This window comes from Thiocapsa rosea (assembly GCF_003634315.1).
GTDB classification, from domain to species: Bacteria; Pseudomonadota; Gammaproteobacteria; order Chromatiales; family Chromatiaceae; genus Thiocapsa; species Thiocapsa rosea.
In genome coordinates this window covers 1,699,210-1,723,107 of the sequence record NZ_RBXL01000001.1, presented here as the reverse complement: position 1 = coordinate 1,723,107, position 23,898 = coordinate 1,699,210, and the positions used below count along the sequence as shown (strand labels likewise).

Here is a 23,898-nt window from a genome sequence, read left to right as displayed (position 1 = left end):
GCTCGCGCTCGTCGAGCGGCAGCGAGGCCGAGTGCGTAAGACCGCTCGCATGGATTCGGACTCGAGGGGCCATTATCCGGGTCGACCTGTCCGACGCAAAGGCGAAAAGCCTTTTGCGACGCATGAGTCCCGGTCGGCCGGAAGCAACGTCGCGAAGCGGCGTGCCCCCGGGATAGACGACTTGCAGTCGTCCTCTTCCACGGGCCTCGCTCGCACGACCGTCGCGTCGGGCAACACCTGAAAGGAGAGGAAAATCGCGAACGGATAAGCAAAACGGACACCGGTGCCGAAGCGCGTTCGGCGCGGTTCTCGCGTGCGTCGCGTTGACCGCGACCTCGCGGGCCGTCGGGCCGGCTGAAGAGGACGACTGCAAGTCGTCTATCCCGGGGGGTGTCGCCGCTTCGCGACGACCGTCGGCGTCACTGCCGGCCGATCCTCTGGGCAGTTGGGATTTGGCTTTGGAGATATCCGCGACCTCGGTGCGACGCGGTTTAGATTCGGTGCTCAACCTATTTCCGACAGGCTAGGAAGGAGCCCGGACCGGTGCCCGACGGACGGGCATCGACCGCGCCTGCACGCCGATCCATTGCCTTGTCGCGCGCGCGGGCGCAGGATTCCGTCCCGGGCGCTCGACGCTCCCGCGGCACGCTGCGTGCCGCCGAAACCTCAACGGAGACTGACAGGCACCATCATGGCCGTCGCCCGAGACAGCCTTCCCGCGGGCACCTTGCTGGGTCCGTATCGGGTCGTGAAGACCATCGCGCAGGGTGGGTTCAGTCTCATCTACCTCGCCTATGACGAGGACTCGGGCGAAGAGGTTGTCATCAAAGAATACATGCCCAAGAAGATCGCGCGGCGCGACAGTGCTCGGCGCGTGACGGCGAGCGAGCCGCAGCTCGCCGAGAACCTCCATCAAGGGCGCAAACTGTTCTTTCAGGAGGCGAAGGCCCTCGCATCCTTAAAGCACCCTTCGATCGTTCGGGTGTTGGATTTCTTTCTCGCCAACGATACCGGCTATCTGGTCATGCCCAACGAGCGCGGGCGCAATCTCGGAGCCTATGTGCAGGCGCGACGCGGCGGTCTCAGCACGACCTTCATCCTCGATGTCTTCGTCCCGGTCCTCGATGCCTTGTCGCTGCTGCATCGCCGCTCCATGGTCCATCTCGACGTCAAACCCGGCAACATCCACCTGAGGCATGGCAATCGACCCATGCTGCTCGATCTCGGCGCCGTTCACCCCTTGGCGAAGAGCCGCGCCCGGGGCGGACAGGTCGTCACCGCCGGTTATTCGCCGATCGAGCAGTACATGCGCGACGGTCACATCGGACCTTGGACCGATGTCTACGCGGTCGGGGCCAGCATCCGCGCCTGCATGGAAGGACGCACGCCGCCCCCCGCACCCGAGCGTCAAAAGGAGGACACCCTGATTCCGGCCACGGTGGAGCTGAAAACCCGGTATCCTTTCCCCCTGCTCAGGCTGGTCGATTGGTCGATGTCGATGCAGGTCGGCGACCGTCCACAGGATGCCGGAGAGCTCCTCGCGGCGGTGCTCGACGAGGTGGCCTCGAGCCCGGACAGGGTTTCGGGCACACCGCCGAGCGCATCCGAATAGTCCCGCCACGCCAAACCCTTTCTGGTTTCGAGATCGAGCATCGCCATGACAGACACCTCTGCAAACGCCCTTGTGCGACCGTCCGGACGCCGCCCCGACGAGCTGCGCCCGATCCGACTGACCCGCGGCTTCACCCGCCATGCGGAGGGCTCCGTACTGGTCGAGTTCGGCGAGACGCGCGTGCTCTGCACGGCGAGCGTGGAGTCACAGGTCCCGCCTTTTCTCAAGGGCCAAGGCAAAGGCTGGGTGACCGCCGAATACGGGATGCTCCCGCGCGCGACCGATACACGCAGTCCGCGCGAGGCGGCGCGCGGCAAACAGGGCGGGCGCACGCTCGAGATCCAGCGCCTGATCGGTCGGTCGCTGCGCGCAGCGATGGATCTGAATGCACTCGGGGAGCGCTCCATCACGCTCGACTGCGACGTCCTGCAGGCCGACGGAGGCACCCGCACCGCATCAATCACCGGCGCCTGGGTCGCCCTGCGCGACGCGATCGACGGGCTGCTGGCGCGCGGGGAGATCACGACCGATCCGCTGCGCACGCAGATCGCCGCCGTCTCGGTCGGCATCGTGCAGGGTGTTGCGGTCCTCGATCTAAACTATGCCGAGGATGCGACGGCCGAGACCGACATGAATCTGGTGATGGACGGCGAAGGCCGCTTCGTCGAGGTGCAGGGGACCGCCGAGGGCGTGCCCTTCAGCCGTGCCGAGCTCGACGCACTCATCGCGATCGGCGCCGCCGGCATCCGCGAGATCCAGGCCGCTCAGCGCGCCGCGCTGGAAAGCGCATGATCGGGGTGCTCGCACCCCGTCAGCCGACAAGGAGAATTGCATGAGTATTCCGCACGCCGGCGAGGCCCTCGTCCTGGCCAGCAACAACCCCGGAAAGGTTCGAGAGATCAATCAGCTGCTGTTGAGCGCCCGCATCAAGGCGGTCCCTCAAAGCGATTTTGCCGTGCCGGACGTCGAAGAGACGGGCTTGACCTTCGTGGAAAACGCCATCCTCAAGGCGCGGCACGCCGCGCGCTACAGCGATCTTCCCGCCCTTGCCGACGATTCCGGCCTGGAAGTCGATGCGCTCGACGGCGCACCCGGTATCTATTCCGCGCGCTATGCGGGACCCGGCGCATCCGATACCGCGAATCTGCAAAAGCTGCTGGCCGACCTGGAAGGGGTGGAAGCATCCAAACGCACCGCCCGATTCCAGTGCGTCCTGGTCTATCTGCGCCATCCCGCCGATCCGACGCCACTCATCTGCCAGGGCACCTGGGAGGGCTCGATCCTCACCGCTCCTCGCGGGGAGCGCGGCTTCGGGTACGACCCCGTTTTTTGGGTGCCGTCGCATGGATGCAGCTCCGCGGAGCTGGATCCGGAGACCAAGAACCGGCTGAGCCATCGGGGTCAGGCCCTGCGCGCGTTGCAGGGCCTTTTGGCGTCGGTTGGCGCCGACGTCTAAAAGGGCCGGGATGATGGAACCGGACGAAGCGATCGGCGATGACGGCATCCAGGAACGTCTGCGCGAGGTGCAAGCCCGCATCCGCGCGGCCGTCGAGCGGGCACAACGCCCGCCGGGCAGCGTTGCGCTGCTCGCCGTGAGCAAGACCCACGGCGCCGAGGCCGTGCGCGCGGCCTATGCGGCCGGTCACCGGGCATTCGGCGAGAGCTATGTGCAGGAGGCGATCGAGAAGATCGCCTTGCTCGCCGACCTGACCGACATCGAGTGGCACTTCATCGGCCGGATCCAAGCCAACAAGACCCGTCAGATCGCGGCCCGTTTCGATTGGGTCCACGGCCTGTCCGATCCGACCCACGCCCGTCGCCTGAGCGAGCAACGTCCGACCGACCTGCCGCCGCTGAAGGTCTGCATCCAGGTCAATGTCAGCGGCGAGAACACCAAGGGCGGTGTCGAGCCGAGCGAAGTCGCGGCCCTGATCGCCGCCTGCGAGGCGCTGCCCCGCCTGGATGTCTGTGGACTCATGACACTCCCCGCACCCGCCGAGGACGAAGACGCTCAACGCACACCGTTTCGCGCCCTGCGTCTGCTGCGTGATCGGCTGGCTACCCCGAGCCGCCCGCTTGCGTGTCTGTCGATGGGCATGTCCGACGACCTGGAGGCCGCGATCCTCGAAGGCGCGACCCTCGTTCGGGTCGGCACGGCAGTCTTCGGGCCGCGGCCGTATAATGTCGGCTGATGGTTCCTCAAACCGCGTCCAGAGCGAAATGCTCACTTTCGCGTGAGTTCGACGTTTGGTGCGTCCACGGCCCTTAGCGGGAACGCGTTTTGGATTGTATATTTTTTCATACCTTAAACCGCGCCGGCTCCGACAATTGTCGGAGCCGGCGCAGCCAAGCCAATCCAACAGACGACGCATACCGCACCGGGCGCGGTTTAACCTACGATCTCTTTAGGGCTCGACATGACGACAACCAGGATTGCCTTTATCGGTGGCGGCAACATGGCCACCAGTCTGATCGCCGGTCTCGTTGCCGACGGCTACGCACCCGACGCGCTCCAAGTGGCCGAGCCAGGGCCGGATCGCCGCGAGATGTTCGAGGCACGCTACGGGGTCCGGGTCTTCGCTGACAATCGGGACGCGCTGGCCGACGCCGACACGCTCGTGCTCTGCGTCAAACCGCAGCTCGCCGCACAGGTCTGCACCGAGATCGCCGATGCCGCATCGGCACGCGCCCCGCTCGTGATCTCCATCATGGCCGGAGTACCGGAGCAGGCGATTCAGCGCTGGCTCGGGGGCACCTTGGCGGTCGTGCGGGCCATGCCCAACACACCCGCGATGGTGCAGACGGGTGCAATCGGGCTGCATGCCAGCCCGGAGGTCGGCGAGGAAGGCCGTAACCGTGCCGAGACCATCCTGCGCGCGGTCGGCTTAACCCGCTGGGTGGAGAGCGAGGCCCAGATCGACGCGGTGACTGCACTCTCGGGGAGCGGCCCGGCCTACTTTTTCCTGTTCATGGAGGCGTTGGAAGAGGCCGGCATCTCGCTGGGACTGGACGCCGAGACCGCCCGCCTCCTGACCATCCAAACCGCGCTGGGGGCGGCCAAGATGGCCGTGGAGAGCGAGGACACGCCCGGGCAGCTGCGCGAGCGCGTCACCTCGCCCGGCGGTACGACGGAACGTGCACTCGAGCACCTGCTCAAGGCCGATCTGCACGCCCTGATGAAGCGCGCCGCGCACGCCGCGCATGATCGCGCGGTCGAACTCTCACGGAGCCTGTCGGAGCAATCATGAGCGGTTCCTATCTGACCAACCCCGCCGTTTTTCTGATCCAGACCCTCTTCGGGCTCTATATCACGCTGGTGGCGATCCGCTTCCTGCTGCAATGGGCGCGGGCCGATTTCTACAACCCGATCTCTCAGTTCGTCGTCAAGCTGACCTCGCCGGTGCTGCGCCCGTTGCGTCAGGTCATCCCGGGCTATGCCGGCATGGATCTGGCCGCCTTGGCGTTGGCTTGGCTGCTCAAGTCCGTCGAGCTGGGTCTGCTGGTCCTGGTGCTGGGGCTGAACGTCTCCCTCTTCGGTGCGCTGGGTTGGGCGGTGCCGGCAGTCATCCAGCTCTTCATCAACATCTTTTTGTTCGGGATCCTGATTCGCGTCATCCTGAGCTGGGTCAATCCGGACCCCTACAACCCCGCGGTCGCGCTCCTGACGCGCCTGACGGATCCAATCATGCGCCCGGCACAACGGCTGATTCAGCCGATCGGCGGGATCGACCTCTCGCCCATGGCGGTGATCATCGGGCTGATCCTTCTGGAAATGCTGCTGATCCCGCCGCTCAAATGGCTGGTCGGCAGTCCGTTCTGAGGCCGCGCTCGAGCAGGGCGCCGGCCATCGCGCACGACGCCGCGTCTTGGTACCGATGGGACGGGGAAGACTTGGAGCTGGCGCTGCGCGTCAAACCGCGCGCACCGAAGGATGCCTTCATCGGGCCGGAGGGCGATTTTTATCGGGTCGCCATCAAGGCACCTCCGGTCGAGGGCAAGGGGAATGCTGCGCTGCGCAAGTTCATCGCCGATGCCTTCGGTGTGGCGCCGTCCAAGGTGTCCGTCATCGGCGGCGAGCAGTCGCGATACAAGCGGCTGCGGATTGAAGCGCCACGGACATTCCCGATCCCGGTTAAACCGCGCTTGCCGTGACATGGCCTGTTGCATCCTGCCCTCGGTGCTGCAGCAACTCTGTCGTCTCGGCGCCAAACCGCGTGAGTTCCGACGCTCAAGGATCAGGCCGAGGCGGCTCCAATCCAAAAAAGGATGCATATCGCTCTGGACTCGGTTTAGCGCGGTTTAGAGATTTTTTCTTAACTTCCTGAACCGCGTCGACTGGGACGGTCGTTGATTCATCGACGTCCGAGCCCACGTGTCGAGAACGCATGTCGCAACGGACGCGGTTCATCTCATCCCCCAAACGAGGTTTCACCATGATCATTCAACGGACCCTTGGGATCCTGATTGCCGCCGGCTTGCTCGCTGCTCACACCGCGTCGGCTGAAGGCCCGGTCATGGCAGGCGAGTACAGCATCTACGCCAATGCCATGACGGCCGAGACGCTTAATCCCGAGATCGCGACTCTCTACCGGATCCAGCGCAGCAAGCTCAACGGTATTCTGACCGTCTCGGTCGTCAAGCCGAACCCGGAAGGGACGCCTGCAAATGTCCCCGCGCGCGTCGAGGCCACTGCACGCACCGGCGACACGCCTGCGAGCGTGATCCCGATGCGCGAGATCCGCGTCGGCGAAGGCGTCTCCTACGTCGGCCAGTTTCCGATCGCGAACCTCCAGATCGTGGATTTTGCGATCCAGGTCACCCCCCCAGGCGGCGAACCGACGGCGATCGAGCTGCAGCAACAGTTCTTCATCGATTAAACCGCGTCTCCTCGCGACAGGAGAGGTTGAGCTTGAATCGGATGGATGCGGCCATCAACGAACCTTGGAGCTGACGCGGTTTAAGTTAAAAAATCCAAATACTTAAACCGCGCCAGCGCCGGCATTTCCAGTGCGCACAACACCGACCCATCTGATAACGGGGCATATCACTCCAGGGCGCGCTTGAATAGCGATTTAATAGAGCTGCCAGAGGGCATAGACGCCGAAACCGATAACCAAGAGCCCGGCGACTTGCTTGACCCATACGCGCTCGGAGATGCGCGCGGCAGCGCCTGCCAGGAGACCGATGCCGAGCAGGTTCGGGAGCGTGCCGGCGCCGAAGGCCAGCATGACGAGCGCCCCGTTCAGAACGCTTCCGGTAGCGACCGCCGTAATGAGGACGCTGTAGACAAGACCGCAGGGGATCCAGGCCCAGAGATAACCGAGCGCTGCGGCCTGCAGCGGGGTGCGAACCGGTAGGACGCGTCGACCCAACGGCTCGAGACGCCGCCAAAGTGCGGCGCCCGCGCGCTCGACCACGGCGATGAGACGCCACCAGCCCCCGAGATAGAGCCCGAGCAGGATCATCACGATTCCGGCGAGGCCGTAAAGGACACGCTGCATGACCTGAAAGGCGTCGAGCTGCAGCAGCAAGGCGCCAAGTCCGCCGAAGAGCGCACCCGCGGTGGCGTATCCCGCAATGCGGGCCAGGTTGTAGGTGACCTGGTAGGGCAGCATCAGCCAGGGGTCGCGACGGATCCGCGGGTCCAAACCCAACGTTAAGGAACCCACCAGGCCGCCGCACATGGACAGACAATGGACGCCGCCCAGCAGGCCGACCAGAAATGCGGTCAGGTAGATCCCAAGCGGGGTCTCGATCATGCTCGGTGCCTCGTCTTAAACCGCGCCCGGTGCGCGATGCGTTGTTTGTTGGATTGGCTTCGCCGCGCCAGCTCCGACAACTGTCGGAGCTGGCGCGGTTCAAAGTATTCAAAAATAAAGTCTAAACCGCGTCTCACCGGGATCGAGGATATCTCCGAAGCTAAACGCACAATAAAAACGACGCATGTGGTTCTGGACGCGGTTTAGTTCGCCCATCAGCTCATAGGTTCGAAAGGAACCCCGTATGAAAGACTACCAACGCGAATTTTTGGCCTTCGCCGCCGAGATCGGCGCATTGCGCTTCGGCGACTTCACGCTCAAGTCCGGGCGCCAAAGCCCGTACTTCTTCAATGCCGGCCTCTTCAACACGGGCGAGCGGCTGTCCCGGCTCGGGAGCGCCTATGCGCGCTGCATCCTGGATTCCGCACCCGCATTCGACGTGCTGTTCGGGCCGGCCTACAAGGGTATCCCGCTGGCGGCGGCGACCAGCATCGCACTCGCCGCGCAATCCGGCCGAGACACGGCCTACGCCTTCAATCGAAAGGAGGTCAAGGATCACGGAGAGGGCGGAATCATCGTCGGCAGTCCATTGGCCGGGCGGATCCTCATCATCGACGATGTGATCACCGCGGGCACCTCGGTGCGCGAATCGGTGCAGATCATCCGCGACGCCGGAGCCGAGCCGGCCGGGGTCGTGATCGCACTCGACCGCCAGGAGCAGGGACAGGACGGACGTTCCGCCGTCGCCGAGGTGACCGCGACCTTCGGCATCCCGGTCTACAGCATCGTCAGCCTGACCGACCTCGTCACCTACCTCGACGAGCAGCCCGAGCTCGATGCCTTCGCCGAGGCCGTGCGGGCCTACCGGGCACGCTACGGGGTTTAGGTATTTTCCGAAACGATCGGTTTCACCGAGTCACTCCGGCCATCGTGCCCCGTGGCGCGGAGCGCCGCGGAGCATGCGTGACACCGCAGAGCGGGTGTCACGAGCGAACCCTGAACCCTGAACCCCACCTCACCGACTGCGGATCAGGGTCCCGACACCTTCGTCGGTAAAGAGATCCAGCATGACCGCATGCTCCACCCGCCCGTCGATGATGTGCGCGGACTTCACCCCGCCATTCACGGCGTCGAGCGCGCACTGCACCTTCGGCAGCATGCCGCCGGCGATCACCCCTTCCTTGATCAGGGTCTCGACCCGTCCGATGTCCAGCTCCGGGATCAGGTTGCCTTCCGCGTCGAGCAGACCGACCGTGTTGGTCAGCAGCAGCAACTTCTCCGCCTTCAACACCTCCGCGATCTTGCCGGCGACCAGATCGGCATTGATGTTGTACGAGCGGCCGTCCTCGCCGACGCCGATCGGGGCGATGACCGGGATAAAGTCACCTTCGACCAGCATGTGGACAACGGAGGCGTCGATACTCTCGACCTCGCCGACATGGCCGATGTCGATGATCTCAGTGGCCTTCAGCTCGGGCGCATCGCGCCGCAGCAGGAGCTTGCGAGCGCGGATCAGGTCGCCGTCCTTCCCGGTGAGGCCGACCGCGGAGCCGCCGTGCCGATTGATGAAGTTGACGATCTCTTTATTCACCAGCCCGCCGAGCACCATCTCGACCACGTCCATGGTCTCGTCGTCCGTCACCCGCATGCCTTGAACGAACTCGCTCGCCTTGCCGAGTCGTTTGAGCAGCGACCCGATCTGCGGCCCGCCGCCATGCACGATCACGGGATTGACCCCGACCATCTTCATCAGGACCACGTCGCGTGCGAAGCCCTGCTTGAGGGTCTCGTCCACCATGGCATTGCCGCCGTACTTGATCACGATGGTCTTGCCGCGGAAGCGCCGGATATAGGGCAGCGCTTCGATCAGGACGTGGGCGATGGTGTGGGCACGTTCGTTGAGGATGGACATGGCTTGGTGTTGCTCGGGTTGGAATGGGTCGGAATAAGTCAGAAGGGCAGCGCCAGCCCGGGCGCGGCCTCGGCCATGAGCAGGCGAAACCGCTCCTGCATGGCCCGCAGCGCGGCCGGATCGTCGCCTTCGAAGCGAAAGATCAGCTTGGGCAAGGTGTTCGAGGCCCGCACCAAACCCCAGCCGGCCGGGCCGTCGAGCCGCAGACCGTCGATGGTCTGTACCACCAGATCCTCGATGCGATCGGCCAACAGGATCACCTGCGCCATGATCCGCTCGGCCTCGCCCTCGGGCAACGGCAGGGCCAGCTCGGGGGTCGCGATGCCGCCGGGAAAGTCGCGAAAGATCGCATCCGTGGGGCGAGGATCGCGCGACAGGATCTCCAAGAGCCGGGCTCCGGTATAGAGTGCGTCGTCGAAGCCGAGCCAGCGCTCCTTGAACATGATGTGCCCGCTCAGCTCGCCGGCGATCTGCGCATCGGATGCGCGCAGCCGGGCCTTCAGAGGTGCGTGACCCGAGCGCCATGGCACCGGGCGACCGCCCGCGCGACGGATCACCTCGGCGAGATGGCCCGTGCATTTGACGTCGAAGATGACCTCGCTTCCCGGATGCCGTGTCAGGACATCGACGGCGAGACACATGAGGACCCGGTCGGCCGCGATGTAGCCGCCGCCGGCATCGATCACGCCCAGACGATCACCGTCACCGTCGAACCCGAGCCCGAGATCGGCGCCCTCCAGCACCACCCGCTCCGAGAGTGCCCGGAGACACTCGGGGCGGGCCGGATCCGGGACCCGCTCGCCCATCCCGGCGGCCGGGTCGCAGTCGAGCGGGATCACCTCGCAGCCGAGCGCGCGAAAGACGGCAGGCGCGATCGCGGAAACGGTAGCGTTGCCGCAGTCCAGCACGACCCGCATGGGCCGGGCGAGGTGGATGTCGCGGACGATGCGCTCGTGGTAGCGCTCGGAGATATCGCGCTCGATGAGACCACCGTCCCCGCTGGTCAGGTCGCCCTCCAGGATGCGTCTCCGCAAGCCCTGAATCGTCGCTGCATCCGCGCTCGTGCCGCCGAAGACGACCTTGACCCCGTTGTAATCGGGCGGGTTGTGGCTGGCGGTGACGATCGCCCCGGCACATGGGCAAGCCTCGCAGCAGGCGAAATAGACCAGGGGCGTCGGGGCGATGCCGAGGTCGACGACATCGATGCCGGCGGCGCGGATCCCGGCGATCAGGGCTCGGCTCAGGGCCGGACTGGAGGCGCGGCAGTCGCGTCCGACCATGACCGTGCGATCGCCACGCGCGGCGGCCTCGCTGCCGACGGCGCGACCGATCGCCTGCATGATCTCGGGTGTCAATTGGCGCTCGAGGATGCCGCGAATGTCGTAGGCGCGGAAGATCTCGGGCGGCGCGGCGGGGGTGACCTCGGCCATGGGCGGCGGCGCGTCAGTGCTGGCCCGTGTGCCCGAACCCGCCGCTGCCCCGCACGGAGGTGTCGAAGTCATCGACGATCCTCAACTCAGCCTGCAGGACCGGCACCAGCACGAGCTGGGCGATGCGCTCGCCGATCTCGATCCGAAACGGCGCCGTCCCGCGGTTCCAGCAGGAGACCATGAGCGGCCCCTGATAGTCCGAGTCGATCAGACCGACCAGGTTGCCGAGCACGATGCCGTGTCGATGTCCGAGACCCGAGCGTGGCAGGATCAAACCGGCGACGTTCCGCTCGGCGATGTGCACGGCCATGCCGGTCGGCAGCAGCTCGGCCGCGCCGGGTGCAAGGTCGAGCGGGGCCTGGAGCATGGCACGCAGATCGAGCCCGGCCGAGCCTGGGGTCGCATAGGTCGGCACGGGAAAATCACGGCCCAAGCGCGGGTCCAGGATCTTGACCTCAAGAGGATGCAGCATGGCGTTCGGCATAGTGTTCCGCGAGGAGCATGGCCAGCTCGCGCGCGAGCTCGACCTTCGACATCATGGGCAGCACGCGCTGCCCCCCGTTCCAAAGTACGAGCAGCGCGTTCTCGTCGCGCTCGAAGCCGCCCGAGTCTCCTCCGACCCGATTCGCCGCGATCATATCCAGCCGCTTGTCCTTCAGCTTGCCGCGGGCGTATTGCTCGACATCGTCCGTCTCGGCCGCGAAGCCCAGCGTGAAGGGCGGCGTCGGCAGGGCGGCGACCTCGGCCAGGATATCCGGATTGCGCACCAGCCGGATCTCCAGCGCATCGGCGGCCTTCTTGATCTTGCTCCCCGCGGGCTCGGCGGGCCGGTAGTCCGCCACCGCAGCGGTGGCGACGAAGATGTCGCAGTCGCGGGTGCGCGCTGTCACGGCGGCATGCATCTCCAAGGCCGTCTCGACCTTGACCAGCTCGGCCACCGCAGGCGGTGCCAAGGCGCTCGGTCCGCTGACCAGGACCACGCGAGCGCCAAGATCGGTCAGCGCAGCCGCCAGGGCATAGCCCATGCGCCCGGAGCTGCGATTGCCCAGGTAGCGCACCGGGTCGAGCGGCTCGCGGGTCGGACCGGCGGTTAGGAGGACCCGAACGCCGGCCAGCGGTTGCAGGTCCGAGCCGCTCAGCGCCTCGACGATCTCAAGCGGCTCGAGCATCCGTCCCGGGCCTTGGTCGCCGCAAGCTTGGATGCCGACACCGGGTCCCAGGATTCGCGCGCCGCGCGCGACCAGTCGGGCCAGGTTGTCTTGGGTCGCCGGGTGACGCCACATCTGTTGATTCATCGCCGGGGCGAGGATCAAGGGCGCCTCGGTCGCCAGGGCCAAGGTCGTGAGCAGGTCGTCGGCGATCCCGGCGGCCAAGCGGGCCATCAGGTCCGCGGTCGCCGGGGCGATGAGGAGTTGCCCCGCCCAGCGCGCCAGCTCGATATGGCCCATGCCGGCCTCGGCCGCCGGATCGAGAAGGTCGGTCCGCACCGGATGCCCGGAGACCGCCTGAAAGGTGAGAGGGCCGACAAACGCCGTCGCCGCCTGCGTCATGACCACCCGCACGGCATAACCGCGCTCGCGCAGGCGCCTGACCAGGTCGACCGATTTGTAGGCGGAGATGCCGCCGCCGACACCGAGCAGCACCTGATTACGGGGGCTTGGATCCATGACCTAAACGTGTACACTGCGTCTGCGGAACAGGCCGCAGTTTAACGCAACCCATCGACGGAGGTCGCATGCCGATCAAGGACTGGCCGGAGGGTGAACGGCCGCGGGAGAAGCTCCTGGAGCGTGGGGCGGGCGCACTCTCGGACGCCGAGCTGCTGGCGCTGTTTCTGCGCACCGGCGTGCGCGGCAAGAGTGCTGTGGATCTGGCGCGAGAGCTGCTGAATGATTTCGACGGTCTCGTCGGGTTGCTCGCCGCAGACAAGAAGCGCTTTTGCGAGGGCAAGGGGCTCGGCACCGCCAAGTTCGCCGAGCTTCAGGCGGTCCTCGAGCTGAGCCACCGCTACCTGCTCTCGCGGATTCGAGGTCAAGACGTCCTGACCAGCCCGGAGGCCACACGCGACTATCTCAAGCTGCGCCTCTACGGCTCGCCGCACGAGATCTTCGCCTGCCTCTTCCTCGACAACCGACACCGTGTCATCAGCTACGACGAGCTGTTCCAAGGCACAATCGACGGGGCCAGCGTGCATCCTCGGGTGGTCGTACAACGGGTGCTCGCCACCAACGCCGCCGCCGTGATCTTCGCCCACAACCACCCCTCGGGTGTCGCCGAGCCCAGCCAGGCGGACCTGCGGATCACACAGCGTCTCAAAGAAGCCCTAAGTCTGATCGATGTGCGTGTTCTCGATCACGTCATCATCGGCGACGGTGAGGGGACTTCGCTGGCTGAGCGAGGGCTTCTTTAGGTTTGCGTGAGCTGTCAGCTGTCTGCCTCCTACCTGTAATGTGCCGATTCCATCATCGCGCGCAGCGTCATTTGTCCGGGAAGCAGCTCTACAGATAAAGGCCCACGCCTGACAGCTGAAGGCTGAAAGCTGAAAGCTGAAAGCTGGACGCAAGCGGCAAGACCAACGACACCCTCACGGCGTCAAGGTGCAGGCACCGCCCTTACAGCGGCGACTCAACCGCCAGTCCGCGAAGTGCGCGTACCCCCAATCGAGCGGCCCGACCAAGCGCAGACCCTGCACCAGGGCCGCGAGACGGCGGTAGCCCGGCAGTCGACGCCAGATCGCGACGAAGGCAGGCACTCCGATAAGGATGCGGCCGTCGGCCTCCTTGGCGTGGATGCGGCGCATGGCGTCCGTCCGGTTGATCCCCGCTTCGGCCAACGCGCCGCCGTCATCGGTAATGTCGACCCAACGGATTGCGCCGGCTTTGTCGATCCGGCGGTAATGGGCAATCTCTTTGCTGCACAACGGGCAGCCCCCGTCGAAATAGGCCGTGAATGCGATCATGGTGTGGTTGCGTCGACGTCCGGGAAGATCTTCGGGATGACGCGCAGATGGATGCGCAGGCGCAATCACTCAACCCCACTGCTCGACGCGTAACCCCTCGACCCGCGCAAACTCGCGGATGTTGTTGGTCACCAGGGTTGCGTCGAGACTCACGGCATGGGCCGCGATCAGGAGATCGTTCGCGCCGATCAGGCAACCTGCGCGTTTGAGCTCGACGCGAAGCCGTCCGTAGCGGCGCCCCGCTTCGGCGTCGAACGGAAGGATCTCCAGCGGCAACAGGAAGCGCTCCAGCCGATCCAGATTGTCGTCGACGCGGCTACTGTTTTCCACGCCGAAACGCAGCTCCGCATAGGTGATCGACGAGATACCGACCTCGCCGATTCGATAGTTTCGGATCTGCCGCAGGATTTCCGGTCGCTTTTGGTTGATCGCATAGATGCAGATGTCCGTATCCAGAAGGACGATCACGCGATCGGCTCCCGCTCCTGCACATCCGGCTGCTCACGCGTCAGTGTCAAGTCATCCGGGAACTCCGCCAGGGCATCGAACATCACCTGCCAGGGATCTTCCTTGGGCAACAGGACCACGGCATTGCCCAGGCGCTTGATCACCACCTCGTCACCCCGGAAGCGGAATTCCTTGGGTAAGCGAACGGCTTGGCTGCTGCCATTTAGAAAGAGTTTTGCAGTTTCCATCGGAACCTTCGGCGCAAAAAGTATATACGCCTGATATAGACTTCCGCGTATCAATCGTCAAGTCACCCCATACGTGGGCCGCAGCCGCACATAGCGCCGCCCGCGGCTATACTCGGCCCTCTGCAAAAAACGACAGGATCGACTCCCTTGAACGAGCCCGCCGCCCGGCTGCGCACACTCCTGGATCGTGGCGACATGCTCGTCATGCCCTGCTGTTTCGATGCCCTGTCGGCGCGATTGATCGAGCAGGCCGGGTTCCCGCTGACCTTCATGAGCGGTTTCGCCGTCTCGGCGAGCCGCCTCGCGCTGCCCGACACCGGGCTGATCTCGGTGACCGAGATGCTCGACCAGGGACGCGGCATCTGCGATGCGGTGCGAATCCCGGTCATCGGCGACGGCGACACCGGCCACGGCAATCCGGCCAATGTCCGACGTACCGTCGATCAGTATGCCCGTGCCGGCTTCGCCGGCGTCATGATCGAGGATCAGGTCATGCCGAAGCGCTGCGGCCACACCGGGGTGAAGGAGGTCGTGGAACGCGACGAGGCGATCCGCCGGGTACGCGCCGCCGTGGATGCACGCGACGCCGGAGCAGGCACCCTGATCGTCGCGCGCACGGATGCGCGCAATGCCCTCGGCTTGGAAGAGGCGATCCGGCGGATGCAGGCATTCGCGGACCTCGGCGCCGATATCCTCTTTCTCGAAGCACCGCGTGACGAGGCCGAGATGCGCCGCTTCTGCAAACAGGTACCGGGCATCAAGATGGCCAATATGCTCGAAGAGGGCATCACGCCCATCCTACCGCCCGCCATGCTCGCCGAGATCGGCTACGGCATCGCCGCCTATCCGCTGACCCTCTTGAGCGCCGCCGTCTTCGCGATGCGCGAGGCCCTCGCCGACCTGGCCGCCGGACGGACACCGGAGCGAAGAGTCGACTTCCGCACGCTGCGCGAGCTGGTTGGGTTCGATGCCTATGACGATTTGCTGAAGCGCTACTGAGGCCCGAGAGGAACCCTCGATATCCGCATACGCGCGCGGCCGACCCTTGGCCGGCAGGCACTCCAGTCGAAACGCGACGTAATCAGCCCAGCGGGATCAAATGCGACCCTAATAATCCTCATACTTGAACACCAGGCGACCATTTTGACCTATCCTTCACATTCGCTGATATCGTACGTCTCCCGATTCTCTCAACCGCCAGGAAGCCCGTCGCAATCGTTTGGCGGTTGCCCCCACGCAGGCGGGCTCAAGAAACGCTTGTCGACGAACGCCGCGCCGGAGACGCCGAAGTCCAAATGTTGACCCAAGAGCAACTGATCGATCTCCTCCACGACCTCGAGGCTGACTACGTCGAGCGAACCACTTCGGTCAACAAGACCGACAAGTTCGCCGAGGCCATCTGCGCTTTTGCCAACGATCTGCCAAATCACCGATTTCCGGGGTATCTGTTCATCGGGGCGACGGACGATGGCGCGTGCTGCGGTCTCAAGGTGACGGACGAGCTTTTGAAGAACCTGGCAGCGATCCGTTCCGACGGCAATGTGTTGCCCCAACCAGTCCTCATCGTTCAGAGATATTCCCTGGACAGCGGTGACCTTGCGGTCGTAGAGGTCCAGCCCTCGGACCTACCGCCGGTCCGCTATCGAGGTCGGGTTTATATCCGAATCGGTCCGCGTAAAGGCATCGCCAACGAGCAGGAAGAACGCATCCTGAGCGAGCGCAGAGTCTCGTTGACGCGCTCTTTCGACGCCAGACCATGCCGCGAATCCGCCATCGAAGACCTCGCCCTCGGCCAGTTCGACGCCTATCGAAGGGAGTCCCTCGATCCGGAGACCATCGCCGCCAATAACCGGCCGATCGATCTACAGCTGGCATCCCTGCGGTTGTACGACATCGACCAAGGCTGCCTGACCAACGCAGGCATCCTCCTCTTCGGTAAGAATCCGCGCTTCTTTTTTCCGGGCGCCTACATCCAATACCTGCGGCTTCCCGGTACCGACCTGACCGACATGCCTGTCGATCAAGCCGAGGTCTCGGGCGACCTGACCAGCACCCTGCGAGAGATGGAGGCGCGCCTTCGACAGCTGATTCAAACAGGGATGCGACCCGTGAGCGGTCTGCGGGAACGGCTGCTGCCCGATTACCCGGAATGGGCTCTGCGCGAGCTGCTGATGAACGCGGTGATGCACCGCAACTACGACAGTAACACCCCGATTCGTTTCTATGCCTTCAGCGATCACATCGAGATCCAAAGCCCGGGCGGTCTCTACGGCGAGGCGACGCCCCAGAATTTCCCCACTCGCAACAGTTATCGCAACCCCGTCATTGCGGAGGCCATGAAGTCGCTCGGTTTCGTCAACCGGTTCGGCTACGGCGTCCTGCGCGCTCAGTCCCTGCTGGCGCAGAACGGAAATCCGCCTGCCGAATTCCAGTTCGACGAGCACAGCGTCTTGGTCAAAATTTTCCGGAGGCCGGAATGAAGACCATCGCCTTTTTCAACAACAAGGGTGGTGTCGGAAAGACATCGCTGGTCTATCACCTCGCCTGGATGTGCGCCGACCACGGCATCGATACCCTCGCTGTTGACCTGGACCCCCAGGCGAACCTGACCGCCATGTTCTTGGACGAAGAGCGGCTGGAAGCCCTTTGGCCGGATGACGATCATCCGGATACGGTTTTCGGAAGCATTCGCCCGATATTGCGGGGCATCGGGGATATCGCCATCCCCCATGTCGAACGTGTCGCAGAGAAACTCGGCCTGATACCCGGGGACCTTGGCCTGTCTCGTTTCGAGGATAAGCTCTCGGATGCCTGGCCTCGCTGCCATAACCGCGACGAATCGGCCTTTCGCACTATGACCGCCTTTCACCGCCTGATCCAAGCGGGCACTGCAGAAAGCGCCGAGCTGGTCCTAATCGACGTCGGACCCAACCTCGGCGCCATCAACCGTGCGGCGTTGATCGCGTCGGACCAAGTCTGTATCCCCCTGGCACCCGACCTGTTCTCGCTGCAAGGTCTCAAGAACCTTGGCCCGACCCTGCGTGAGTGGGGTGCCATTTGGGGCGACCTCGTTTCCAAAGCCCCCGCTGGCCTGTCGCTGCCCAAAGGAAGCATGCAGCCGATCGGCTACATCGTCATGCAGCACGGCCTGCGGGACAGCCGCCCGGTTCAAGCCTACAAGCGCTGGATGGATCGCATCCCCACCGTGTATCGCGAGGCCGTCCTCGACGACCCCGGGGGTCATACCTCCCCAGCCGTGGATCGCGACCCTTATTGCCTCTCTTTGCTCAAACACTACCGCAGCCTGATGCCGATGGCGATGGAGGCAAGAAAGCCGATCTTCTTCCTCAAGTCCGCCGACGGTGCCATCGGCGCGCACATCGAGGCAGTGAAGAGTTGTTACAGCGACTTCCAGGGTCTTGCGTCCCGCATTGTCGCGAAGGCAGGCATCCCTTTCCAATGATCGGTATAGGGTTGGGGCCTATCAGCAGGAGCAGTGTGTGATCGAGTCGCTGGAACTGTTCCTGTTGATGGCTTCTGGCCTGGTCTTGCTCAGTGTCCTCATGAGCCCGCTCGCAATCCGCCTCGGCGCACCGATCCTGCTGATCTTTCTCGGGATCGGCATGCTCGTCGGTCAGGACGGGCCGGGGGGTTATGCATTCGACGACTTCGAGCTTGCCTACCATGTCGGCAGCATCGCACTGGCGGTGATCCTGTTTTCGGGCGGTTTGGGCACCCGTGTGCGCGATATCCGGGTCTCCTGGGGTCCGGCATTGATGCTCGCGACGTTCGGCGTAGTGATCACCGCTGCCGTGGTCGGCGTGTCGATCTGGCTGCTGGGCGTTTCCTTGTTGGTGGCCCTCTTGCTCGGCGCCGTCATCGGATCGACGGACGCGGCGGCGACCTTCCTGCTGCTGCAAGGACGAGGTATCAAGCTGAAGGGTCGGGTGATGGAGACCATCGTCGTCGAGTCCGGCCTCAACGATCCGATGGCGATCTTTCTGACCATCGTCCTGGTGTCCTTCGTCGATGCCGGAGGTGCCGAGCTGTCGTGGGCGCTGGGCGTGACCTTCGCGCTGCAGTTGGGTGTGGGCGCTATCGCGGGGCTCCTCGGAGGGCTGATCCTCGCCTGGCTGATCAACCGCCTGGATCTGGCGAGCGGGCTCTTTGCCGTGCTGGCCTTGTCCGGCGCTATGGCCCTGTTCGGCGGGACCCAATTGATCGGCGGCAGCGGCTATCTGGCAGTGTATCTGTGCGGGGTCGTCCTGATGGATCGCGTGAGCGGGTTGCGCCGGGAAGAGCTGAACATCACGCACGGCAGCCTCGCCTGGCTGAGTCAGATCCTGATGTTTCTCATGCTCGGCTTGCTGGTCTCGCCGCATCAGTTCACCGGCGAGATCATGCATGCGGCCGGCGTGGCATTTCTTCTGATCTTCATCGCCCGGCCGCTCGCCGTGGCCGTCAGTCTGGCACCCTTCAGATTCAGTCTCCAAGAGCGCATCTTTATCTCTTGGGTGGGCTTGCGCGGCGCCGTCCCCATCTTTCTCGCGATCATTCCGGTCGTGAGTCCCGGCCCCGTGGACGTGAACTTCTTCAATGTGGTCTTCATGGTGGTCATCGCCTCGCTCGTGTTGCAGGGCTGGACCATCCCATGGCTGGCGCGGCGATTGGATCTGGAGGAGAAGCGAGAGGCGCCTGCGTCAACATCGCTCGAACGCCCGGAACAATGAACCCGTTGCTGCCGCAACCCTGAACCCGCAGGAGAACGACATCGTCCGAAATCCACAAACGCCTTGCGGCAATGCGAGTGCCCGACTATGCTTTTCCCCCGCCGATCCGGGGGTTTCCGAGAGATCCGAATCGCCCGCCAAGACGGCGACCAAAACGGCGATAGGCGAGTTCCTCGGTATCTTGATTCATCGTTCCGGTGATCGACGCAGTCGCACGGGGGGCGGGTGTGGTGCTCAGTCTCAATGCAATGCGAGGCCGCCGGAGCCACGTCGAAGGTGTTCGATGCGTGTTGATGAAAACCGCCCGCTCGCGGGTTTTTTGACAGCCAACCCCGGTTAAGGATGAGATCGACATGTTCAAGAAGTTTATCGAGAGTACTTTGCAAAAGACCCGAACCTTGCCGCGCATCAGCTTGGCGAGATCGTTTACGCGGCTGGGCTGGACCGGATTCTGGATCCAGATCGTGGTGGGGGCGATCCCGATCGTGCTCATGAGCTACACCTTCGTCTTCGCACAATCGCCCACCGGACCGCGTGCCGGTTTGCCGATCGTCGAATATCTGACGATGGGAAGCCTGGCGATCCTGGTTTTCACCACCTTCTGGTTCTATCGCTATACCCGGATCGCCAAGCGGATCGCCGGCCCGGAGCAGTCCCCCTCGGAAGAAGACTTGGCCGGAACCGTCTGGGTCGGTCTGGTTGCAAGCAGCGTGGCGATCCTCTTCACCATCATCGTGATGTTCATCGAGGTGGCGCACCTGCTGTTCTATTTCCTCTCCACGCCGCAGGGTGGTGTTCCGGTCTTCCAGACCACCGGGGCCGGACCGGCTAGCTGGGTCTCGGCTGTCGACATGCTCAGCCTGATGTCCATGGTGATGACCCTGTTGGCCGAGCTTGTGGTCATGGTCTTCAGCCTCTGGCTGCTGTTCCGAGTCACCGAAGGCTCGCCCGAGTACGGCGGGGGCAAGGTCGTCGTCTAAACCGGGTCTGTACGCTCGGTCATCCCGCCGCGTCGCGCGTAGGGCCGACGCGGCGGTCGTCCTCGACAGGCTTCTACGGCACCGATGACCGACCTGCCCGATTCCGATGACCCACGGGCGCCGGTCGATGCGCATCGGCCGGTGCTCGGTGCTGAATCCGATCCCGACCCTGCGCAACCCGCTATCACGACCGCCCTCGTCTCGCATCGGCCTCGACGGCAGCGCCCCTTTCGCGTCCAGAATCCGCGCCCTTTTGCGGGATTTCCTCTCGTTCTAATGCTGTTCCTGCTCTGGCTGAGCGCGACCCAGTCCGGTCTGCGCACGCTTCTGGATCTGGTCACCGAGCTGAACCCGGAGCGCTTTCACGTTGGCCTGGTCGAGGGCCGACTCTTCGGTCGTATCGCCGCCTCCGATCTCTCGATCCAGTTGCCGACCTTCGCGATCCGCATCGGCCGCATCGACCTCGCGTGGTCGCCCCTGCGCGTGTTCGGAGGAACCCTCTCGATCGCCGAGTTCCGTGCGACGGACGTCGACGTGATTCCGAGCGATCGCGTGCGTGACTCGGAAGACCTCCTTGTACTGCCCGATCTTCTCTTGCCGCTGTCCATCGAGCTGGTCTCCGCACGCGTGGAGCGCCTGCGGATCTTTACGGCGAACAGCGAAGGAGCCGTTGCCGTAGTTGATCGGGCCGAGCTCTCCGGACGGCTCGCCGACGGCCTGCTGTCCATCGAGCGCGTCGGGGTCGTCCTGATCGAGCCGGCGTTCGAGGCGCAGGGCAGCGGCATGGCTCGGTTGACCGGGGCTTACCCGCTCGACCTCGACATGAACTGGGAGCTGCGGCCGACCCGGAGCGCGCACCTGCTGGGCCATACCCGTCTGGACGGAGACCTGGCGGATCTCGCCGTCCTGAGCACGGTAACCGGTTCGGTCGACCTGGATCTCGATCTCGAGATCAGCGATCCGCTCGGGCACCCGCGGTGGAGCGGCACGCTCGGGCTTGTGGCCCTGGATCTGCCCGCCTTCGACGCCGATCTGCGCGAGGTGGCGTTCAGCGGCACCCTCGCGATACGGGGAGACCGGGCATCGACCTCGGTTGTCGGCGAGATCCAAGTGGAACCCGCCGACCGGCCAGCTCTCGGCCTTCTCACCGCCTCGCTGGATCTGCTGTGGAAAGACCTTGCGCTCGAGATCCGGTCCCTGGATCTGCGCCGTATCGGCTCGCGCATGCAGCTCTCGGCGCGGGGCCTGATCGATCTGAACAGCAGCGCCGAGGTCGCGTCAGCCCGAGCACAATCGAATGCGGCCGGACCCGACGCTCCGGCCACGGCACCGGCTTGGGACATGCACCTGAGCGGCACGGCACTGAACCCTGCCGAGTTGCTCGCCGCATTCGTCGTGGATGCCGACCCGGAGCGCTGGTCGGGCCTCCTCGATCTAAAGGTCGCCAGCCGCGGCCGGCTCACCGAGACAGGTCTCGCCTTAACGGCGGCACTCGAAGGGCTGAGCGGCGAGCTGCGGGGGTATCCGGTTTCCGCGACCGGTGACTTTGCGCTCGCCGAGGGCCGACTGGCCATCGATGGCTTTCGCGCCGAATCCGGGCCGAGCACACTGCAGATCGACGGCGCGCTGGATCAGTCGCTCGATCTGCGCTTCGCACTCGACTCGCCCGACCTGGCGAGCCTCTATCCTGGGGCAGCGGGCCGAGTCCAAGCCACAGGCTCGGTCTCCGGCGCCGTCGGCTCGCCGCGTCTGCAGGTCGAGCTGAACGCCGCAGACGTCGGTTTCGCCGAACAGGGCATCGCGCGTCTGTCGGCCCTCGCCGACCTGGATCTCGCGTCCGAGGGACGTCTGGAGATCCGCTTGGACGGACAGGATCTTCTGATCGAGGGCCGCCGTTGGAAGCATCTCTCGATCCGCGGCGAGGGCCGCCGAGCGGACCATCGGCTGGATCTTTCCCTGGCGGGGGATCCGTTTTCGGTCGCGTTGAGCCTCGCGGGCGGCCTGGAGGACACCGGCAGCTATCGGGGAGAGATGACCGCGTTGCGGTTGGACAGCCTCGATGTCGAGACCTGGGACCTCGGGCGGCCGAGTCCCTTCGCGGTGACCTGGCCGTCCTTTGCCGTCGGACCACTCTGCGTCCGGCATGCGCGGGGATCCGGCGGTTGTCTGGAAATCTCGCGAGGTGCGGACGCAGCCGTGACGCTCGGGGTTGCTCTGGACCGACTCGATCTTGAACTTCTCGCGCCCCTCTTGCCGTCGGATCTCCTGCTGGAAGGCGACGCCGCGCTCGATGGACGATTCGTGGCCAACGGAGCGAGCTTGGAAGGACGCGCCGCGGCAACCCTGTCGACGGGTTTGCTGCGCGTGCCGAGCACCCGCGGCGCGGGAGAGGTCATCAGGCTGTCGGGCACCCGACTCGACATCGACGCAACGGCCGGCAACCTGAGAGGCCGTCTCGCCCTCCCGCTGGAGGGATTGGGCCAGGCCGATGTCGATCTGGAGCTGACCGGTTGGCGGCTCGACGATCCGATCCGCCCCGCGCAGCCGCTGAGCGGCCGCATCCGCGCCCGACTCGACGGCTTGGAACGGTTCGGAGACCCGATCCCCCAACTCTCGCGCTTGAGAGGCCATCTCAACGCGGATGTCGCGCTCGGGGGCACGATCAGCATGCCCGATCTTCGCGGTGAGGTTCGGGTCGAGCGCGGGGGTTTCAATGTCCCTCTCCTCGGCCTGGATGTTTCAGACCTGACGCTGTCGGCACGCGCCGCTTCGGCGGGGCGTATCCAACTCTCGGGCGGGGCCGACGTCGGCGACGGGCGTCTGGAGATCGGCGGCGACGGCGGATTCGGCCCCGAAGGTGCGCGTGCGCGGCTTCGGGCGACCGGAGAGCGGCTCGTCCTCGTCGACACGAGCGAATACTTCGTGCGGGTGTCGCCGAGGCTCGATCTGGATGCAACCGTACAGGGCGCGCAGGTGCGCGGCGAGATCCTCATCCCGGAGGCGCGCATCAGCCCACGCGCGCTTCCTGCCGGGACGGTGAGGCCCTCGAACGACGTCGTCATCAAGGGGACGGACCGCCCACCCCGCTATCCGATCGATCTCGCCATCGGGCTGCGCGTCGGCGATGGAGTGAGCCTGGATGCCTTTGGTTTGACCGGCAGTCTTGCAGGGAACCTGGACCTGATCAAAACCCCCGGCCGCGACCTCTCGGGCGACGGGCAATTGCAGATTCGCGACGGCCAATACCGGATTCCGACCGGTTTGGGGATCGCGGCCGATCTCGTCGCGCCTCTGAGCATTTCACGCGGTCAGCTGATCTGGGTCCGAAACCCGATCCGGAATCCGGGACTGCTCTTTCTAGTGCAGCGCGGAAGCGGCAGAACAACCGCAAACGTCCGGGTGATCGGCACACTCGCCGACCCGCAATTCACCTTCTTTTCGAACACGGACCCGGCGATGAGCCAGTCCGACGCGATCACCTTTCTGGCCACCGGAATCGCGCCCGGCGGCACCGCCGCCGACCACAGCGCGGCATTCGCCTTCGGCCGGTACATCGCTCCCGGAACCTTCCTCGAATACCAGACGGGGCTCGGCGATGCCCGGAATCGGTTCAGGCTGCGTCGAAACCTCACCGATCGCATTCAGCTCGAAGCCCAGAGCGGGGCGAGCCAGAGTGTCGATCTCTTCTGGAGTTTCGAACCTGCACGGTCCGACAGACAGACGCTCGCCCCCGCGCCGGGAGACGCGATCGACAGGGAATAACCGGCATCGTAGGCTCGGGTGTCGAGACCCGCTCGCATGAGCGTCCGGGGCAAGGCGGT

At 64.9% G+C, this 23,898-nt stretch carries 24 protein-coding genes; 16 read left to right on the top strand and 8 right to left on the bottom strand.

Annotation, left to right across the window (positions count from 1 at the left end):
* The first annotated feature begins 691 nt into the window (after window positions 1-691).
* The 8 genes from BDD21_RS07880 (at window position 692) to BDD21_RS07845 (ending at window position 6,489) form a co-directional block, all read left to right on the top strand.
* A complete protein-coding gene (locus BDD21_RS07880) occupies window positions 692-1,612 on the top strand; it encodes a serine/threonine protein kinase (RefSeq protein WP_120796687.1) in 921 nt (306 codons plus the stop codon).
* 72 nt (window positions 1,613-1,684) lie between these two features.
* A complete protein-coding gene (gene rph, locus BDD21_RS07875; RefSeq protein WP_120799813.1) occupies window positions 1,685-2,404 on the top strand; it encodes a ribonuclease PH in 720 nt (239 codons plus the stop codon).
* 40 nt (window positions 2,405-2,444) lie between these two features.
* Window positions 2,445-3,068 (top strand): XTP/dITP diphosphatase, encoded by a 624-nt coding sequence (locus BDD21_RS07870; RefSeq protein ID WP_120796686.1) that lies wholly within the window; start codon window positions 2,445-2,447, stop codon window positions 3,066-3,068.
* 13 nt (window positions 3,069-3,081) lie between these two features.
* A complete protein-coding gene (locus BDD21_RS07865) occupies window positions 3,082-3,804 on the top strand; it encodes a YggS family pyridoxal phosphate-dependent enzyme (RefSeq protein ID WP_120799812.1) in 723 nt (240 codons plus the stop codon).
* 225 nt (window positions 3,805-4,029) lie between these two features.
* Window positions 4,030-4,860, top strand: coding sequence for a pyrroline-5-carboxylate reductase (gene proC, locus BDD21_RS07860; protein ID WP_120796685.1), 831 nt, complete (start codon window positions 4,030-4,032; stop codon window positions 4,858-4,860).
* Window positions 4,857-5,432 carry a YggT family protein gene (locus tag BDD21_RS07855; protein ID WP_211335004.1) on the top strand — a complete coding sequence of 192 codons (576 nt, stop codon included), beginning with the start codon at window positions 4,857-4,859 and terminating at the stop codon, window positions 5,430-5,432. The genes proC and BDD21_RS07855 overlap by 4 nt, the downstream gene beginning before the upstream one ends.
* Window positions 5,408-5,764 carry a DUF167 domain-containing protein gene (locus BDD21_RS07850; RefSeq protein ID WP_120796683.1) on the top strand — a complete coding sequence of 119 codons (357 nt, stop codon included), beginning with the start codon at window positions 5,408-5,410 and terminating at the stop codon, window positions 5,762-5,764. Before BDD21_RS07855 ends, BDD21_RS07850 begins: the two co-directional genes overlap by 25 nt.
* Window positions 5,765-6,045: 281 nt before the next feature.
* Complete coding sequence (locus BDD21_RS07845; protein WP_170164704.1) at window positions 6,046-6,489, top strand: DUF4426 domain-containing protein; 444 nt, start codon at window positions 6,046-6,048, stop codon at window positions 6,487-6,489.
* A 195-nt stretch (window positions 6,490-6,684) separates the two neighbouring features.
* Here the strand turns inward: BDD21_RS07845 and BDD21_RS07840 are convergent, their stop codons facing one another.
* Window positions 6,685-7,371 carry a sulfite exporter TauE/SafE family protein gene (locus BDD21_RS07840; RefSeq protein WP_120796681.1) on the bottom strand — a complete coding sequence of 229 codons (687 nt, stop codon included), beginning with the start codon at window positions 7,369-7,371 and terminating at the stop codon, window positions 6,685-6,687.
* Window positions 7,372-7,615: 244 nt separating this feature from the next.
* On the opposite strand from BDD21_RS07840, the gene pyrE reads away from it, so the two are divergent.
* Window positions 7,616-8,257, top strand: coding sequence for an orotate phosphoribosyltransferase (gene pyrE / locus BDD21_RS07835; RefSeq protein ID WP_120796680.1), 642 nt, complete (start codon window positions 7,616-7,618; stop codon window positions 8,255-8,257).
* Window positions 8,258-8,386: 129 nt separating this feature from the next.
* Here the strand turns inward: pyrE and argB are convergent, their stop codons facing one another.
* Genes argB through coaBC form a run of 4 tightly spaced genes read right to left on the bottom strand, consistent with a single transcriptional unit; the run spans window position 8,387 to window position 12,380 of the window.
* A complete protein-coding gene (gene argB / locus BDD21_RS07830; protein ID WP_120796679.1) occupies window positions 8,387-9,283 on the bottom strand; it encodes an acetylglutamate kinase in 897 nt (298 codons plus the stop codon).
* A 38-nt stretch (window positions 9,284-9,321) separates the two neighbouring features.
* A complete protein-coding gene (locus BDD21_RS07825) occupies window positions 9,322-10,713 on the bottom strand; it encodes a phosphomannomutase/phosphoglucomutase (protein WP_120796678.1) in 1,392 nt (463 codons plus the stop codon).
* Window positions 10,714-10,726: 13 nt separating this feature from the next.
* On the bottom strand, window positions 10,727-11,185 hold the full coding sequence (dut, locus tag BDD21_RS07820; RefSeq protein WP_120799811.1) for a dUTP diphosphatase: 459 nt from the start codon (window positions 11,183-11,185) through the stop codon (window positions 10,727-10,729).
* A complete protein-coding gene (gene coaBC / locus BDD21_RS07815) occupies window positions 11,169-12,380 on the bottom strand; it encodes a bifunctional phosphopantothenoylcysteine decarboxylase/phosphopantothenate--cysteine ligase CoaBC (protein ID WP_120796677.1) in 1,212 nt (403 codons plus the stop codon). Before coaBC ends, dut begins: the two co-directional genes overlap by 17 nt.
* A gap of 68 nt (window positions 12,381-12,448) precedes the next feature.
* On the opposite strand from coaBC, the gene radC reads away from it, so the two are divergent.
* The gene (radC, locus tag BDD21_RS07810) at window positions 12,449-13,123 is read left to right on the top strand and encodes a RadC family protein (RefSeq protein WP_120796676.1); all 675 of its coding nucleotides are present in this window, start codon (window positions 12,449-12,451) and stop codon (window positions 13,121-13,123) included.
* A gap of 174 nt (window positions 13,124-13,297) precedes the next feature.
* On the opposite strand, the gene BDD21_RS07805 is transcribed toward radC, so the two are convergent.
* From BDD21_RS07805 to vapB, 3 genes are all read right to left on the bottom strand, one after another.
* Window positions 13,298-13,672, bottom strand: coding sequence for a thiol-disulfide oxidoreductase DCC family protein (locus tag BDD21_RS07805; RefSeq protein ID WP_120799810.1), 375 nt, complete (start codon window positions 13,670-13,672; stop codon window positions 13,298-13,300).
* Between the two features lie 69 nt (window positions 13,673-13,741).
* Complete coding sequence (gene vapC / locus BDD21_RS07800; protein ID WP_120796675.1) at window positions 13,742-14,140, bottom strand: type II toxin-antitoxin system tRNA(fMet)-specific endonuclease VapC; 399 nt, start codon at window positions 14,138-14,140, stop codon at window positions 13,742-13,744.
* Window positions 14,137-14,367, bottom strand: coding sequence for a type II toxin-antitoxin system antitoxin VapB (gene vapB / locus BDD21_RS07795; RefSeq protein ID WP_120796674.1), 231 nt, complete (start codon window positions 14,365-14,367; stop codon window positions 14,137-14,139). Before vapB ends, vapC begins: the two co-directional genes overlap by 4 nt.
* Before the next feature lie 147 nt (window positions 14,368-14,514).
* On the opposite strand from vapB, the gene BDD21_RS07790 reads away from it, so the two are divergent.
* The 6 genes from BDD21_RS07790 (at window position 14,515) to BDD21_RS07765 (ending at window position 23,839) form a co-directional block, all read left to right on the top strand.
* Window positions 14,515-15,366, top strand: coding sequence for an isocitrate lyase/PEP mutase family protein (locus BDD21_RS07790; RefSeq protein WP_120796673.1), 852 nt, complete (start codon window positions 14,515-14,517; stop codon window positions 15,364-15,366).
* Between the two features lie 296 nt (window positions 15,367-15,662).
* A complete protein-coding gene (locus tag BDD21_RS07785) occupies window positions 15,663-16,847 on the top strand; it encodes an RNA-binding domain-containing protein (RefSeq protein ID WP_120796672.1) in 1,185 nt (394 codons plus the stop codon).
* On the top strand, window positions 16,844-17,830 hold the full coding sequence (locus BDD21_RS07780; RefSeq protein ID WP_120796671.1) for a ParA family protein: 987 nt from the start codon (window positions 16,844-16,846) through the stop codon (window positions 17,828-17,830). Before BDD21_RS07785 ends, BDD21_RS07780 begins: the two co-directional genes overlap by 4 nt.
* Window positions 17,831-17,867: 37 nt before the next feature.
* Entirely contained in the window at window positions 17,868-19,097 is a 1,230-nt protein-coding gene (locus tag BDD21_RS07775) for a potassium/proton antiporter (protein ID WP_120796670.1), read from the top strand.
* Window positions 19,098-19,450: 353 nt separating this feature from the next.
* The gene (locus tag BDD21_RS07770) at window positions 19,451-20,077 is read left to right on the top strand and encodes a DUF3611 family protein (RefSeq protein ID WP_120796669.1); all 627 of its coding nucleotides are present in this window, start codon (window positions 19,451-19,453) and stop codon (window positions 20,075-20,077) included.
* Window positions 20,078-20,161: 84 nt separating this feature from the next.
* Window positions 20,162-23,839: a translocation/assembly module TamB domain-containing protein gene (locus BDD21_RS07765; protein WP_120796668.1), complete on the top strand. Its 3,678-nt coding sequence runs from the start codon at window positions 20,162-20,164 to the stop codon at window positions 23,837-23,839.
* Window positions 23,840-23,898 lie beyond the last annotated feature (59 nt).

Bases quoted from the DNA above. Each gene is read 5' to 3' on its own strand.
- BDD21_RS07880 (WP_120796687.1), top strand. From the start codon at position 692: ATGGCCGTCGCCCGAGACAGCCTTCCCGCGGGCACCTTGCTGGGTCCG.
- BDD21_RS07870 (WP_120796686.1), top strand. From the start codon at position 2,445: ATGAGTATTCCGCACGCCGGCGAGGCCCTCGTCCTGGCCAGCAACAAC.
- BDD21_RS07865 (WP_120799812.1), top strand. From the start codon at position 3,082: ATGGAACCGGACGAAGCGATCGGCGATGACGGCATCCAGGAACGTCTG.
- proC (WP_120796685.1), top strand. From the start codon at position 4,030: ATGACGACAACCAGGATTGCCTTTATCGGTGGCGGCAACATGGCCACC.
- BDD21_RS07855 (WP_211335004.1), top strand. From the start codon at position 4,857: ATGAGCGGTTCCTATCTGACCAACCCCGCCGTTTTTCTGATCCAGACC.
- BDD21_RS07850 (WP_120796683.1), top strand. From the start codon at position 5,408: ATGGCTGGTCGGCAGTCCGTTCTGAGGCCGCGCTCGAGCAGGGCGCCG.
- BDD21_RS07845 (WP_170164704.1), top strand. From the start codon at position 6,046: ATGATCATTCAACGGACCCTTGGGATCCTGATTGCCGCCGGCTTGCTC.
- BDD21_RS07840 (WP_120796681.1), bottom strand. From the start codon at position 7,371: ATGATCGAGACCCCGCTTGGGATCTACCTGACCGCATTTCTGGTCGGC.
- pyrE (WP_120796680.1), top strand. From the start codon at position 7,616: ATGAAAGACTACCAACGCGAATTTTTGGCCTTCGCCGCCGAGATCGGC.
- argB (WP_120796679.1), bottom strand. From the start codon at position 9,283: ATGTCCATCCTCAACGAACGTGCCCACACCATCGCCCACGTCCTGATC.
- BDD21_RS07825 (WP_120796678.1), bottom strand. From the start codon at position 10,713: ATGGCCGAGGTCACCCCCGCCGCGCCGCCCGAGATCTTCCGCGCCTAC.
- dut (WP_120799811.1), bottom strand. From the start codon at position 11,185: ATGCTGCATCCTCTTGAGGTCAAGATCCTGGACCCGCGCTTGGGCCGT.
- coaBC (WP_120796677.1), bottom strand. From the start codon at position 12,380: ATGGATCCAAGCCCCCGTAATCAGGTGCTGCTCGGTGTCGGCGGCGGC.
- radC (WP_120796676.1), top strand. From the start codon at position 12,449: ATGCCGATCAAGGACTGGCCGGAGGGTGAACGGCCGCGGGAGAAGCTC.
- BDD21_RS07805 (WP_120799810.1), bottom strand. From the start codon at position 13,672: ATGATCGCATTCACGGCCTATTTCGACGGGGGCTGCCCGTTGTGCAGC.
- vapB (WP_120796674.1), bottom strand. From the start codon at position 14,367: ATGGAAACTGCAAAACTCTTTCTAAATGGCAGCAGCCAAGCCGTTCGC.
- BDD21_RS07785 (WP_120796672.1), top strand. From the start codon at position 15,663: ATGTTGACCCAAGAGCAACTGATCGATCTCCTCCACGACCTCGAGGCT.
- BDD21_RS07780 (WP_120796671.1), top strand. From the start codon at position 16,844: ATGAAGACCATCGCCTTTTTCAACAACAAGGGTGGTGTCGGAAAGACA.
- BDD21_RS07770 (WP_120796669.1), top strand. From the start codon at position 19,451: ATGTTCAAGAAGTTTATCGAGAGTACTTTGCAAAAGACCCGAACCTTG.
- BDD21_RS07765 (WP_120796668.1), top strand. From the start codon at position 20,162: ATGACCGACCTGCCCGATTCCGATGACCCACGGGCGCCGGTCGATGCG.